The organism is Lapillicoccus sp. (genome assembly GCF_036559105.1).
Classification (GTDB): domain Bacteria; phylum Actinomycetota; class Actinomycetes; order Actinomycetales; family Dermatophilaceae; genus Lapillicoccus.
Genome location: NZ_DATBTV010000027.1, coordinates 46,442 through 59,876 on the forward strand (window position 1 = coordinate 46,442; position 13,435 = coordinate 59,876).

Consider the following 13,435-nt stretch of genomic DNA (forward strand, 5'->3'; position numbering starts at 1 on the left):
ATCCGAGGAGGGAGGGGTATGCGACGGACTCGCAGGCTGCGGCCACGCACGGTCAGGCTCGCGGTAGGAGTCCTCCTGCTCGCGGCCGTCGCCGCCATCCTGCTCCCACAGGCGGCGTCGGCCACCCCGAGCTGCGCCGTGGGCCGCCACCACACCCACGTCGTCGGCACCGCCGAGTGCACCGTCCGCGTGGCCGGCCGTCAGCGCTCCTACCTGCTGTCGGTGCCACCCTCCGACCAGCCCGCGCCCCTCGTCGTCGCCTTCCACGGGCTGTTCCAGACCGCGCGGGTGTTCGCCGCCCAGACCGGGCTGGTCCCGGCGACCCGCAACGCCGGAGTGGTGCTGGCGATGCCGGAGAGCGACGGTCCGGCCTTCAACGACGGTCGGCTCGGGGCCACCGGCCCGCAGGACGACGCGTTCACCCTCGCGCTGGTCGACGAGCTCGTGGCGGCCCGCGTCGCCGACCCGAGCCGGGTCGTCGTGACGGGGTTCTCCAACGGCGCCGGCATGGCCATGTCCGTGGCCTGCGCGCACCCTGAGGCCGTCGCGGCGCTGGTATCGGTCGACGGCTCACTGATGGACGGCGCGGGGTCACCGCGGCCCTCCGCGCCGGTGCGGACGTTCCTCGTGCACGGGACGGCCGACAAGGTCCAGCCGCTAGGGGGCCGGGCCGCCCGCGGCCCGCTCATGCCCGCGTACATCCCGGTCCCCGCCACGGTCGCGGCCTGGGTCGGCGCGGCCCGCGGGGGAGCGCCGATGGTCGAACGGCGGCCGGGGAGCCTCGGCCGGGGCCCCGTCGAGGTGTCGACGTGGTCGCCGGGTGAGGCCGGGGTCGGGGTCGTCTCCTACCTCGTCACCGGCATGGGCCACGTGTGGCCGGTGGGGGCGTCGGACAACCTCGACGCCACCGGCGTCGTGGTGCGGGCCGCCTCGACCACTGCCCCGCGGACGAAGGGCCGGGCCGCCGCATACGTCGACCCCGTCGGTGTGAGCCGAGCCCTGCTCCTACGCCGCTGAGGCGTGGTCGCCCACCGGTGCGCGTCGGTGCGGCTTGATGAGGAACGAGACGGCGATGCCGACGCCCAGGAGGACGAGCGACACGGCCAGCGGCACCCGCCAGTTGCCGCCGGTGGCTCCGAGCAGCACGCCGAACACCAACGGGCTCAGCGTCCCCGCCAGCCCGAAGCCGGTGTTCATGAAGCCGCTCGCCGCGCCGGCGTGCTCCGGCACCATGTCCATCGGCAGTGCCCACAGGGTCGAGTTGGTCAGCTCCAGGAGGAAGTAGGCGACAGCGAGGCTGACGGTGACGGTGACGAGCTCGTGGACCAGCAGTGCGGGCACCAGCGCGACGAGCGAGCCGCCGAGACCGACGACGAGGGGGAGCAGCCGAGCCGTCCGCCGGCTTCGGCACCGGCGCATGAGGAAGTCGGCGAGCCAACCACCGACCAGGTCGCCGAGCGCCCCGGCCGCCAGGACCAGACTCGTGTAGAGGGCGTAGGCGCCGACGTCCAGTCCGAACGAGCTCTGGAACACCGTGGGCAGCCAGGTGATGTAGACCCACAGCAACCAGCCGTAGCAGAAGTCGACGACGGCGACCGGGAGCAGGGCGGGGACGACGGTGCGCCACGGGGTGGCGGTGCGCCGGTCGGTCGCCGCGTCGCCCCGGTCCAGCTCCTCGAGCTCGACCGAGGTGACCGCCACGTGGTCCTTAGGCCGGTCGCGGAAGTAGGCGAGCCACACGATCGCCCAGATCAGGGAGAGTCCCCCGACGACGTAGAAGCTGACCCGCCACGACGTGGCGGCGATGATCGCCCCGACGAGCAGGGGTGCCGCCGCGCTGCCGAGCCGGGAGGCGGCGTGGACCAGGCCTTGGCCCGTCCCGCGCAGCTGGGCCGGGAGCCACCGCGACATCGCCGTCGTCGCGGTCGGGAACGCCGCGCTCTCCCCGGCGCCGAGTGCCAGGCGGGACGTGAGCAGGGTCCCCAGCCCTCCGGCCGCACCGGTCGCCACCGTGGCCGCCGCCCAGACACCGCCCAGCCACGCGAGGGTGCGTCGCGCGCCGAAGCGGTCGCCGAGCCATCCCCCGGGCATCTGGAGGAACGCGTACGGGAGGGCGAAGGCCGAGAACACCAACCCCATCTGGGCGTCGGACAGCTGCAGGTCGATGTGGATGAACGGCGCCGCCGTGGAGATGTTGCTGCGGTCGATGTAGGCCAGGGCGTAGAAGATGCAGAGCAGGACCATGACCTTCCCGCGGACGCGTCGGCGCAGTCCGGGACGGCGGGTGGTCGTGGTGGTCCGGGTGTCCTGGACGCTAGTGATGGGTCACGCTCCGGGTGGGTCGGGCCCGCAGTCGCTTCCGCCCGGCCAGCGGGAGGGCCAGCGGGGTGCGGATGACGACCGCCGCGAAGGCGTACGACAGCACGAGGGTCCCGGCCCATGCGAGCGCTCCGGAGAGCGTCGGGTCGAGGGACGAGTAGCCCCAGCTGAGCCAGCGGCCCAACAGGGTGTTGAGGAAGAGGGGGTGGACGAGGAACACGCCGAACGAGGCGACGGTCGCCTGGTCGACGAACGTGGCGAGCCGGGTTCCCGGCCGACGCGAACGGGCGTAGAGGATGCCGACGGCGTAGAGGCCCAGGGTCACCGCCACCGTCCACGGCACGACCGAGGGCTGCAGAGGGTCGTAGGCCCGCGCCACCGAGCCGCTGCTCGGCAGCTGGACGAGGTAGACGCCGACGTGGAGGGCCGCGGTGACGACGAGCGCCCCGACGACGACGCGAGAGTGACCGACGACCCAGGCATGGAAGCGGAGGTGATGGACCGCCGCGAGCGCGCCGGCGACGAAGTAGAACTGGTAGGTCGGGGCGAGCACCAGGGCGTTGGCCTGCACCGTCGCCCAGGCCCCCGGCCACGCCGCATAGTGGGTCAGCGCCAGCAGTACCAGCTCGAGCGACCCGCTGACCAGGAACAGCGCCCGGTGGTGGCCTCGCGTGCGGCGCACCAGCCATACCAGCAGGGGGAACAGGAGGTAGAGCTGCAGGGAGACGAGCAGGAAGTAGAGGTGGTAGTTGCCGGTACCGGTGAGCAGCTCGTGGCCGAGCTGGCCCAGGTCGTCGACACCGGGGAGCCGGCCCAGCGCGATCCACCAGTAGATGACCGTCCAGATCACGTAGGGGACACCGACGTAGAGGAACCGGCGCGGCCAGAACCGGCGCACTTCAACGGGTTTCGACCCGAGGGCGTAGGTCAGGACGAAGGCGCTCAGCAGGAAGAACGTGCCGCGGGTGAAGTGCAGGAGGGAGACGAATGCGCCGCTCGCGACGTTCTCGGGGTCCATCGACCCGCTGACGGCGTGCACCCCGACCACGCAGACGAAGGTGAGCAGCCGGACGATGTCGACCTCGTAGAGGTGCCGACGTCCGCGCGACTCCGCCACGGGGTGTGGCGGCCCGAGCGTGTCCGGTTCGGGCGCGGCGGCGCTCGCGCTCATCGGCGCCCCCCTCCGGCGGTCAGCGAGTCGCGGTCGAGGTCGGCGACCAGGCGGCGAACGGGCTTCCCCGTCGGGCCGACGGGCACCGCGTCCAGGACCACGTAGGCGACCGGGCGGTGGGCGCGGGGAAGAGCCGCCAGGCACCGCACCGTCAGCTGCTCCTCGAGGTCGTCAGGCGCGTTGGGACCCGGTACGACGTAGGCGACGGGAACCTGGCCGAGGACCTCGTCGTCGCGCCCGACCACGACGGCGTCCGCCACCGCCCGGTGGGCGAGCAGGAGGTCCTCCACCTCACGCGGGAAGATCTTCTCCCCGCCGCGGTTGATGACGTCGCCCTCCCGCCCGGCCAGGGTGAGGAACCCCTCGTCGTCGACGGCGCCGAGGTCGCCGGTGTCGAGCCACCCGTCGGCGCGGAAGCGCTCGGCCCCGACGCCGTCCTCGTAGTGCCGGATCACGCCGGCCCCCCGGATCTCGACCCGGCCGACCTCACCGAACGGCAGCGGCGCCTCGCCGTCGCCGACGACCCGGAGCTCGACGTCGACCGGTATCCCGACCGTGCCGGGCCGACGGTCGGCAAGGGGGTTGGCGGTGATCTGGCTGCCCGCCTCGGTCATGCCGTAGGACTCGATGACCGGCACGCCGTAGCGCTCCTCGAACCGGGCCAGCACCGCCTCCGAGAGCGGCGCCGAGGCCGAGCGGACGAACCGGACCGACGAGGGGGCGCTCGGGGCGGCCGGCCCGGGGGGCTCCTGGGCGAGGATCGCGATGATCGACGGCACGGCGTTGATCCAGGTGGCCGCCCGCTGCGCGGCGACATCCCAGAAGCCGGTGCGGTGGAAGCGGTCGTCGAGGACCACGGTGCCGCCCGAGACGAGCGGGGCGAGGAGGCCGACGACCTCGCCGTTGACGTGGGTCAGGGGCAGGGAGTTGAAGCCGCGGTCGGCCGGACCCAGCTCGTACGCGCGGGCCACGGCCCGCGCGACGTGGAGCAGCTGGGCCTCGCCGAGACGGATGGCCTTGCGGGGTCCGGTCGAGCCGGAGCTGAACAGTACGCAGCCGCCCTCGGTCGCCGTTGTTGTCGCGGTCTCAGTCGTGGTCTCGCTCGTGGTCTCGCTCGTGGTCTCGCTCGGGCGTGGCCGGTGTGCCGGCACCCCCTCCGGAGCCCATGAGACCGGGTCGACGTGAAGGACCGGCAGGGCGCCGACGGGCGGGTGGTCGAGCGTCGTCACCGCGAGCGCGCAGCCACTGGTAGCCACCATCGCGTGCACGGCCTCGGCCGGCGCGTTCGGGTCGAGCGGCACGACGGTCGCTCCCGCGCTGATCAGGCTGACGAACAGGGTGCCGAAGGCCACCGGATCCGTCGTCAACAGCCCCACCCGCTGGCCGACGACGCCGTAAGCCGACCAACGCGCGACGCTCGCCGCCAGCTCCGCCCGGTCGACGACCCGGTCGCTCCTGGCCGCCTCCAGCCACGGGACCGACGCGGCGGCGGCGGCCTGCGCCGTCACCACCCGTGCGAGGACCCGCTCTCCCTGTACTGACACGTCCCCCCTGTTGACTTCGGCGTCCCCAAACTCTGTCGGCCCACTCAACGGGTCCTGGCACGCTGCTGTGGGTCACCTGTGAGCTCCAGCCGTGGTCGGTGCACCCGTTTGTCGAGGGCCGGCACCAGCACCGACGTGTAGGGCGGCGCCGACGTGGGTAGGGCATCCCACGGCTCGGGGCCACCTCCACCGAAGAGAACCGTTCGATGCTGCTGTACCTGGGGATCCTGTCCCCGTTGCTCGCCTTCCCCGCGCTGATGCTCCTCGAACGCCTCGAGCGATGGACGGCCCAACCGTTGCCGCGGTCCGCCGTCACGACCCGGACCACGTCGTGACGCGGTGGTGCAGAATCCAGCGATGACCTCCCGCCCACCGACCCCCGCCGGGATCCACGCAGGAACGAGCGCCGAAGCATGACCGGCCGCGACCTGCTCGACGAGCTCGAGGCCCAGGAGTCACGGCTGGTGTTCGACCGGTTCGACGACGACACGGCCTGGGCGCTGGGATCGGCCCTGCGGGACAAGGCCAGCGAGGGAGGCCTGCCGATCGCGATCTCGGTCCGACGCAACGGCCGACTGCTGTTCTTCGCCGCGCTGCCCGGTTCCTCCGCCGACAACGAGGCGTGGCTGGCCCGCAAGTGCGCCGTGGTCGACCGTTACGGCCACTCGTCTCTGCGGGTCGGTGAGCAGTTCCGGGTCGACGGCAAGTCGTTCGACGAGAGCGCCCGGCTCGACCCCGCGTCGTTCGCGGCCCACGGCGGGGCGTTCCCGATCCTGTTGCGGGGCACCGGGTGCGTCGGGACCGTCGCCGTCTCGGGCCTGCCGCAGCTCGAGGACCACCAGCTGGTCGTGGACACGCTCGCGGACCTGCTGGGTCACGACCGCTGAACCTCGGATCGGAGGGTTGTGGCCCGCATCGGGGCACCAACCCTCCGGGCTCGTCCTCAGTCGGGGCGCTGACGCTCGTAGGTGACCCACGCAAGCTGCTCGCGCGTGTCCCGAGCGGTCTCGACGAACGTGTCGAAGGGGATCGGCGGGAACTCCACGTCCCCCTCGGGCTCGAGGAACACCTCGGTGATGAGCATCCGGTGCGCCCAGGGCATGGCCTCGGCGTAGATCTGGCCGCCGCCGCAGACGAAGACCTCGTCCGCCGGGCCGGCCAGCGCGAGCGCCTCGGCGAACGAGTGCGCCACCTCCACGTCGGGGTGTTGCCAGTACCGGTTCCGGGTGACCACGATCGTCCGTCGCCCCGGCAGCGGCCGCCCGATCGACTCGAAGGTCAGCCGGCCCATGACGAGGACGTGGCCCATCGTGGTCCGCTTGAAGTACGCGAAGTCCTCGGGCAGGCGCCAGGGGATCTGCGGCCCGTTGCCGATGACACCGTTCCGGGCGACGGCGGCGATCAGCGTGACCTGGGTCATCGGCGAAAGACCTAGACCGCGATCGGGGCCTTGATGGACGGGTATGCGTCGTAGCCCACCAGCTCGAAGTCCTCCAGCTCGAACTCGTCCAGCGCCGTCCGCCGAGCGATCCGCATCTGCGGCAGCGGCCGGGGGTCGCGGGTGAGCTGGAGCCGGGCCTGGTCGAGGTGGTTGAGGTAGAGGTGCGCGTCGCCGAGGGTGTGGACGAACTCGCCGGGAGCCAGGTCGCACACCTGCGCCACCATCATCGTCAGCAGCGCGTAGGAGGCGATGTTGAACGGGACGCCGAGGAACACGTCCGCCGACCGCTGGTAGAGCTGACACGACAGCCGGGCCGGGTCCCCGGACCGCTTGGGCGGCGCGACGTAGAACTGGAACAGCGCGTGACAGGGGGGCAGCGCCATCGAGTCGACGTCGGCGACGTTCCAGGCCGAGACGATGTGGCGACGCGAGTCGGGGTTGGTGCGGATCGACGACACCACGCGGGCGATCTGGTCGATGTGCTCGCCGCTCGGCGTCGGCCACGACCGCCACTGGTACCCGTAGACCGGCCCCAGGTCGCCTTCGGCGTCGGCCCACTCGTCCCAGATCGAGATGCCCCGATCCTGGAGCCAGCGCACGTTGGTGTCGCCGCGCAGGAACCACAGCAGCTCGCCGGTGATCGAGCGCAGGTGCAGCTTCTTGGTCGTGAGGGCCGGGAAGCCCTCGGCGAGATCGAACCGCATCTGATGACCGAAGACGCTGAGGGTGCCGGTGCCGGTGCGGTCGGACTTCTCCACGCCCGTCGTGAGGACCCGGTCGAGGAGGTCGAGGTACTGCCGCACGGGCCGCACGCTACACCGGCGCACCCTCCGAGCCCGGGATGTGACTCACGTCACACGCCGGGGGCCGAAACGGCTGTAACGGATCCTGCGATCGCCCGATGTAGGTGGTGTCGAAGCGCTACCCGGACCCCCGAGCGGGTAGCGCTTCGACATTCACGTCTCTGGGGTCCGCCTCGTGGCCGCCACGCGCCGCCCGGGCCGGGCCGGGACCCTCACGGGCGATAGATTGGCCGCCATGACCGCTTGGACCGCGCGCACCGCGTCGCCGTTCGGACGCGCGTTGACCGCGGTGGTCACCCCGATGCACGACGACGGCAGCCTCGACCTCGCCGGCCTGCAGAAGGTGATCTCGCACCTCTTCGACACGGGACACGACGGCGTCGTCGTCAGCGGGACCACCGGCGAGTCCGCCACGACCTCCGACGACGAGCAGGACCAGGTCCTGCGGGCCGCCCTCGAGGTGGTCGGGGACCGGGGTCGCGTGGTGGCCGGCATCGGCACGAACGACACCGCGCATACCGTGCACCTCGCGAAGCAGGCCGCGGCGACCGGCGCGCACGCCCTCCTCGTCGTCACGCCGTACTACAACCGCCCCACCCAGCCCGGGCTGCTCGCGCACTTCACCACCGTCGCGGACGCCACCGGGCTGCCGGTGATGCTCTACGACATCCCGGCCCGCACCGGCACGCCGATCGCTACGGAGACGCTGCTGCGCCTCGCCGGCCACCCGCGCATCGCCGCCGTCAAGGACGCCAAGGGCGACCTGTGGTCCGCGACGAAGGTCCTCGACCAGACCGACCTGCTCTGGTTCTCCGGCGACGACATCGCCACCCTCGCCCATCTCACCCAAGGCGCGACGGGCTACGTCGGGGTCGCCACCCACGTCGCCGGAGCGGAGTATGCGGCGATGCTCGCCGCCGTCGACGCCGGCGACCTGCCCACGGCCGTCAGCCTCCACCGCCGGCTCATCCCTGTCGTCGACGCGATCATGAACACCAGCCAGGGTGCGATCATGGCCAAGGCCGCGCTCAAGGAGCTCGGTGTCATCGACTCGGCGGCCGTCCGGCTACCGCTGGTCGAGTCGCCGCCGGAGCACCTGGAGACGCTGCGCGCCGCCCTGGCCTCGTTGAGCGCCGTCCCGACGACCTGAGACCTACCCCCAGCAGTCGTCCCCCCAGACCAGAGGACCCGAACCACCCCGTGACCATCGCCCTGCCCGACCTCGCCGACCCGCCGCCTCTCGCCGGCAACGCCCTGCGCATCGTCGCCCTCGGCGGCCTGGGAGAGGTCGGTCGCAACATGACCGTCCTCGAGACCCAGGGCCGCCTGCTCATCATCGACTGCGGCGTGCTCTTCCCGGAGGACCACCACCCGGGGATCGACCTGATCCTCCCCGACTTCGCGTACCTCGACGGGCGGCTCGACCAGGTCGAGGCGATCGTGCTCACCCACGGTCACGAGGACCACATCGGGGCCGTGCCGTTCCTGCTCAAGCGCAAGCCCGACATCCCGCTGATCGGCTCGCAGCTGACCCTGGCCCTGCTCGAGGCCAAGCTCAAGGAGCACCGCATCACCCCGTATGCGCTCACGGTCAAGGAGGGCACCCGCGAGAAGCTCGGCGTCTTCGACCTCGAGTTCGTCGCGGTCAACCACTCGATCCCCGACGCGCTCGCCGTCATGGTCCGCACGGCGGCCGGCACCCTGCTGCATACCGGCGACTTCAAGATGGACCAGCTGCCGCTGGACGGCCGGCTGACCGACCTGCGGGCGTTCGCGCGGCTGGGGGAGGAGGGCGTCGACCTCTTCCTCACGGACTCGACCAACGCCGAGGTGCCGGGCTTCACGACGCCCGAGCGCGAGATCGCGCCGGCCATCGACCGGGTGTTCCGGCACGCCAAGCGCCGGATCATCGTCGCCTGCTTCTCGTCGCACGTTCACCGCGTCCAGCAGGTGCTCGACGCGGCGCAGAAGTCCGGACGCAAGGTGGCCATGGTCGGCCGGTCGATGGTCCGCAACATGGGCATCGCCGCCGAGCTCGGCTACCTGCACGTCCCGGACGGCGTGCTCGTCGACGTCAAGAAGCTGGACGACCTGCCGGACGACAAGATCGTCCTCATCTGCACCGGTTCGCAGGGCGAGCCGATGGCGGCGCTCTCGCGGATGGCCAACCGCGACCACCGGATCGAGGTGGGCGTCGGCGACACCGTGCTGCTGGCGAGCTCGCTGATCCCCGGCAACGAGAACGCGGTGTACCGCGTCATCAACGGGCTGATGATGCTCGGCGCCGACGTCGTCCACCGTGGCAACGCCAAGGTGCACGTATCGGGCCACGCCAGCGCCGGCGAGCTGCTCTACGTCTACAACATCGTCAAGCCCAAGAATGTCATGCCGGTGCACGGTGAGTGGCGGCACCTCGTGGCCAACGCCGAGCTGGCCGTCGCCACGGGCGTGCCGCGGCAGCGCGTCCTCGTCTCGCCCGACGGGGGGGTGGTGGACCTCGTCAACGGGAAGGCCCGCCTGGTTGGAGCGGTGTCGTGCGGCTACATCTACGTCGACGGGCAGTCGGTCGGCGGCACCACCGAGACGCTCCTGAAGGACCGGCGGATCCTGCGCGACGAGGGGTTCATCACCTGCGTCGTCGTCATCGACGCGGCCACCGGGAAGATCGCGGCCGGTCCGGAGATCACCGCCCGCGGGTTCGTCGAGGACGAGGAGATCTTTCGGGACATCATCCCCAAGGTGGAGCAGGCGCTCGCCGAGGCCACCGGCAACGGGGTGCGCGACGAGTACCAGCTCCAGCAGGTCATCCGGCGCACCATCGGCAGCTGGGTCGGCGGCACGGTCCGGCGTCGGCCGATGATAATCCCGGTGGTCATCGAGGCCTGACCGACCGTTGTGAGCGCGTTGCGCCGCGGGCTCGCGGTCGTCCTCGGGCTGGCCCTCGCGGTGCTCACCGTCGCCTTCGCGATGCGGTGGGTCGATGTCGCGACGCGCGAGATCGCCGCCGTCCAGGCCGTTGTGCCCATCACCGGGGCCGGCGTCGTGGTGGTCACCTTGCTCGCGCTGGTCTGCGGGCTGCGCCGGCTCGCGCTGGTCGGCGCGGTGCCCGGCATCGTCGCCGTCGTCCTCGCGATCGCCTCGTTCGGCCTGACCGCCACCCCCAGCGCCGGGGGCGCGGAGACCGTGACCCTGCTCTCCGCGAACCTCGAGTTCGGCGGTGGCAACGCCGACGACATCGTCAAGGGCGTCCGCGACCACCACGCCGACGTGGTCGTCCTCGTCGAGCTGACCCCTCAGGCGGTCACCAGCCTCAAGGCCGCCGGCCTCGACGAGGAGCTGCCCTACGTCGTCGGCCACCCGGAGGCCGGCACCACCGGCGCCGCGATCCGCAGCCGTTGGCCGCTCACCCTTACCGACGAAGGCGAGGGGGTCGGCGGCTCGCTGTTCTGGGAGCCCTACGCGGTCGTGCAGCGGCCGGGCGGCACCTTCCGGGTCAAGGCCGTGCACACCCGCCAGCCGATCGTGTCGGCCCGTGGCTGGGCGCAGGATCTCGACCGCCTCCACACGTGGCAGCTGTCTCAACCGACCGACCAGCCGCTGCTCATGGCCGGCGACTTCAACGCCTCGCAGAGCCACCCGCCCTTCCGGTCGATGCTCGAGGGCCTGACCGACGCGCACCGGGCGACGGGCGGAGGGTGGGTGCGCACCTGGCCGCAGGGCCGGCGCGTACCCCCGTTCGTGCAGCTCGACCACGTCCTCGGCCGCGGCGTCACGGCCGTCGACGCCGGGGTCACCCCGGTGCGGGGGACGGACCACGCGGCGGTCTGGGCGACGGTGACCCTGCAGTTACCGTAACTTCCCAGTTACCATCTGGTATGCCCGCCGCCGTCCGTCCCGAACGCGGACCGGACGCCGCCCTCGAGGCCCTCGGCGACGCGTCGCGACGGGACATCCTCGCCCTGCTGGGCACCCGGAACCGGTCGGTGCAGGAGATCGCCGAGGAGCTGCCGATCAGCCGGCCGGCCGTGTCGCGGCACCTGCGCGTCCTCAAGGACGCCGGGCTGGTCGCCGAGGAGGCGGTCGGCACCCGGCGGATCTACCACCTCGAGCCGGGCGGGGCACTGGCCGTGCGCGACTACCTGGAGCGGGTCTGGGGCGAGGCGGCCGTCCGGTTTCGGCTGCTGGCCGAGAACACCGGGAAGAGCGATGGCTGAGCCGCTGCGGCTGGACCTCGTCGTCGGCTGTCCGCCCGAGCACGCCTTCCACGTGTGGGCGGAGCGGATCGACGCCTGGTGGCCGCGGGACCACACGGCAACGGGGGACCCCGGCGCCCGCGTCGTCCTCGAGCCGCAGGTCGGCGGCCGGATCTACGAGGTCGCCCCGGACGGCACCGAGCACGAGTGGGGCGAGGTGACGGCCTGGGAGCCACCGTGCCGGCTGGCGTACCTGTGGCACCTGCGGACCGACCGGGAGGCCGCGACCGACGTCGAGATCCGGTTCGTCCCGGACGATGCCGGCACCCGCGTCGAGATCGAGCACGCCGGATGGGAGCGCCTGGGCGACGCCGCCGACGCCTGGCGCGAACGCAACGTCGGCGGCTGGACCACTCTGCTGCCGTACTTCGTCGCCGCAACCACCACCCCTGGAGAAGGAGCCGGTCATGGCTGAGGGAAGCAAGGAAGACCCCTGGGAGCTGACGACGGCACCCGGCACGTCCGCCTACTCGATGTGGAGGGACGAGGCCGCCGACCCGCCCACCCTCGTCTGCCAGGTGGGGTCGACGCAGCTGAAGTACCAGCTGCGGGCGGTCGACGACCTGCACGCCTGGCTGCTCGAGCAGGGTGACTGGGTCGACGTCGGGGCCGCCGACGAACAGAAGCCGGCGGCCGACGGCACCGTCGAGGGCTGGGGGCGCTCCGAGGACAACCCGGTCGGGGGCTGGTACGGCCTCCGCAAGGGCTACCGCGGCCGGTTCGGCATGTACCTGCCGCCGCTCCTCGAGGCGCTCGGCAAGGTCGAGCTGACCCACGAGAAGCGCAACAACAAGGTCCGCGCCCTGCCCTGATCGGTCGGGGGTGCACACCAACGGGCGTTGGTCCTCGCCAGGACCCGTAACGGGCTGGTTCCGGGCACCAACGCCCGCTGGTGTGCTCGGAGAGCTAGCGGCCGGTGAGCCGTTCGAGGTGCTCGGGGTACCGGGCGCCCTCGATGTCGACGGCGTCGGACACCGAGGTGATCTCGGCGAGGTCCTCGGCGCTGAGCTCGAGGTCGGCGGCGCCGAGGTTCTCCTCGAGGCGGTGCAGCTTGCGCGTCCCGGGGATCGGAGCGATCCACGGCTTCTGGGCCAGCAGCCAGGCGAGCGCGATCTGGGCGGTCGTGGCTCCGTTGCGCTCGGCCACGTCCTGGAGCCGGTCGAGCAGCCGCTGGTTGGCCTGCCGCGCGTCCTCGGCGAACCGCGGGATCGTGGCCCGGATGTCGCCCTCGGTGAACGAGGTCGACGCGTCGATGGCCCCGGTGAGGAACCCTTTGCCCAGCGGGCTGTAGGGGACGAACCCGATCCCCAGCTCCGCGACGGTCGGGAGGATCTCCTGCTCGGGCGTACGCCACCAGAGGGAGTACTCGCTCTGGAGAGCGGTGACGGGATGGACCGCGTGCGCGCGCCGGATGGTGTCGGCGGCCGCCTCGGACATCCCGAAGTGCCGCACCTTGCCGGCCTCGACCAGCCCCTTGACGGTGCCGGCGACGTCCTCGATGGGGACGTCCGGGTCGACGCGGTGCTGGTAGTAGAGGTCGATGACGTCGACGTCGAGCCGGCGCAGCGAGCCCTCGACCGCCCGGTGGATGTTCTCCGGCCGGCTCGACACGCCGTTCGAGACGCCGTTGTCGTCGTACGCGAAGCCGAACTTCGTGGCGATGACCACCTCGTCGCGGTGCGGCGCGAGGGCCTCGCCGACGATCTCCTCGTTGACGAACGGCCCGTAGACCTCCGCCGTGTCGAAGAACGTCACCCCGCGGGCCACGGCGTCGCGGATCAACGCGACCGCCTCGGAGCGGTCCGGCAGCGGTCCGTAGCTCTGGCTCATCCCCATGCAGCCGAGGCCGAGCGCGGAGACCTCCAGTCCCTGTCCGAGTGTTCTCGTTCTCATGTCGGTTCCTC

Annotated in this window: 15 protein-coding genes; 9 read left to right on the plus strand and 6 right to left on the minus strand. The window is 72.0% G+C overall.

Features of this window, described 5'->3' with window-relative positions:
• Positions 1 to 18 precede the first annotated feature (18 nt).
• Positions 19 to 1,017: an alpha/beta hydrolase family esterase gene (locus VIG79_RS03840; RefSeq protein ID WP_331882364.1), complete on the plus strand. Its 999-nt coding sequence runs from the start codon at positions 19 to 21 to the stop codon at positions 1,015 to 1,017.
• Here VIG79_RS03840 and VIG79_RS03845 read toward each other — a convergent pair.
• The 3 genes from VIG79_RS03845 to VIG79_RS03855 form a co-directional block, all read right to left on the minus strand.
• A complete protein-coding gene (locus tag VIG79_RS03845) occupies positions 1,006 to 2,244 on the minus strand; it encodes an MFS transporter (protein ID WP_331882366.1) in 1,239 nt (412 codons plus the stop codon). The two genes, VIG79_RS03840 and VIG79_RS03845, sit on opposite strands and share 12 nt — an antisense overlap.
• Positions 2,245 to 2,314: 70 nt before the next feature.
• Entirely contained in the window at positions 2,315 to 3,490 is a 1,176-nt protein-coding gene (locus VIG79_RS03850; RefSeq protein WP_331882368.1) for an acyltransferase, read from the minus strand.
• Positions 3,487 to 5,034 carry an AMP-binding protein gene (locus VIG79_RS03855; protein ID WP_331882370.1) on the minus strand — a complete coding sequence of 516 codons (1,548 nt, stop codon included), beginning with the start codon at positions 5,032 to 5,034 and terminating at the stop codon, positions 3,487 to 3,489. Before VIG79_RS03855 ends, VIG79_RS03850 begins: the two co-directional genes overlap by 4 nt.
• Before the next feature lie 206 nt (positions 5,035 to 5,240).
• On the opposite strand from VIG79_RS03855, the gene VIG79_RS03860 reads away from it, so the two are divergent.
• Together VIG79_RS03860 and VIG79_RS03865 are read left to right on the plus strand one after the other, a co-directional pair.
• Positions 5,241 to 5,369 (plus strand): hypothetical protein, encoded by a 129-nt coding sequence (locus tag VIG79_RS03860; protein WP_331882372.1) that lies wholly within the window; start codon positions 5,241 to 5,243, stop codon positions 5,367 to 5,369.
• A gap of 78 nt (positions 5,370 to 5,447) precedes the next feature.
• Positions 5,448 to 5,921 (plus strand): heme-degrading domain-containing protein, encoded by a 474-nt coding sequence (locus VIG79_RS03865; protein WP_331882374.1) that lies wholly within the window; start codon positions 5,448 to 5,450, stop codon positions 5,919 to 5,921.
• Between the two features lie 56 nt (positions 5,922 to 5,977).
• Here the strand turns inward: VIG79_RS03865 and VIG79_RS03870 are convergent, their stop codons facing one another.
• Complete coding sequence (locus VIG79_RS03870; RefSeq protein ID WP_331882376.1) at positions 5,978 to 6,454, minus strand: dihydrofolate reductase; 477 nt, start codon at positions 6,452 to 6,454, stop codon at positions 5,978 to 5,980.
• Positions 6,455 to 6,465: 11 nt separating this feature from the next.
• Positions 6,466 to 7,278 carry a thymidylate synthase gene (locus VIG79_RS03875; RefSeq protein WP_331882378.1) on the minus strand — a complete coding sequence of 271 codons (813 nt, stop codon included), beginning with the start codon at positions 7,276 to 7,278 and terminating at the stop codon, positions 6,466 to 6,468.
• 235 nt (positions 7,279 to 7,513) lie between these two features.
• Between VIG79_RS03875 and dapA the strand changes: the two genes are divergently transcribed.
• Genes dapA through VIG79_RS03905 form a run of 6 tightly spaced genes read left to right on the plus strand, consistent with a single transcriptional unit; the run spans position 7,514 to position 12,343 of the window.
• A complete protein-coding gene (gene dapA, locus VIG79_RS03880) occupies positions 7,514 to 8,428 on the plus strand; it encodes a 4-hydroxy-tetrahydrodipicolinate synthase (RefSeq protein WP_331882380.1) in 915 nt (304 codons plus the stop codon).
• 50 nt (positions 8,429 to 8,478) lie between these two features.
• Entirely contained in the window at positions 8,479 to 10,164 is a 1,686-nt protein-coding gene (locus VIG79_RS03885; protein ID WP_331882382.1) for a ribonuclease J, read from the plus strand.
• 9 nt (positions 10,165 to 10,173) lie between these two features.
• On the plus strand, positions 10,174 to 11,133 hold the full coding sequence (locus VIG79_RS03890) for an endonuclease/exonuclease/phosphatase family protein (RefSeq protein ID WP_331882384.1): 960 nt from the start codon (positions 10,174 to 10,176) through the stop codon (positions 11,131 to 11,133).
• A 20-nt stretch (positions 11,134 to 11,153) separates the two neighbouring features.
• Positions 11,154 to 11,492: a metalloregulator ArsR/SmtB family transcription factor gene (locus VIG79_RS03895; protein ID WP_331882386.1), complete on the plus strand. Its 339-nt coding sequence runs from the start codon at positions 11,154 to 11,156 to the stop codon at positions 11,490 to 11,492.
• On the plus strand, positions 11,485 to 11,946 hold the full coding sequence (locus VIG79_RS03900) for an SRPBCC family protein (RefSeq protein ID WP_331882388.1): 462 nt from the start codon (positions 11,485 to 11,487) through the stop codon (positions 11,944 to 11,946). The genes VIG79_RS03895 and VIG79_RS03900 overlap by 8 nt, the downstream gene beginning before the upstream one ends.
• Positions 11,939 to 12,343 (plus strand): DUF6855 family protein, encoded by a 405-nt coding sequence (locus tag VIG79_RS03905; RefSeq protein WP_331882390.1) that lies wholly within the window; start codon positions 11,939 to 11,941, stop codon positions 12,341 to 12,343. The genes VIG79_RS03900 and VIG79_RS03905 overlap by 8 nt, the downstream gene beginning before the upstream one ends.
• Positions 12,344 to 12,437: 94 nt before the next feature.
• Here the strand turns inward: VIG79_RS03905 and VIG79_RS03910 are convergent, their stop codons facing one another.
• A complete protein-coding gene (locus VIG79_RS03910) occupies positions 12,438 to 13,424 on the minus strand; it encodes an aldo/keto reductase (RefSeq protein ID WP_331882391.1) in 987 nt (328 codons plus the stop codon).
• Positions 13,425 to 13,435: the final 11 nt, after the last annotated feature.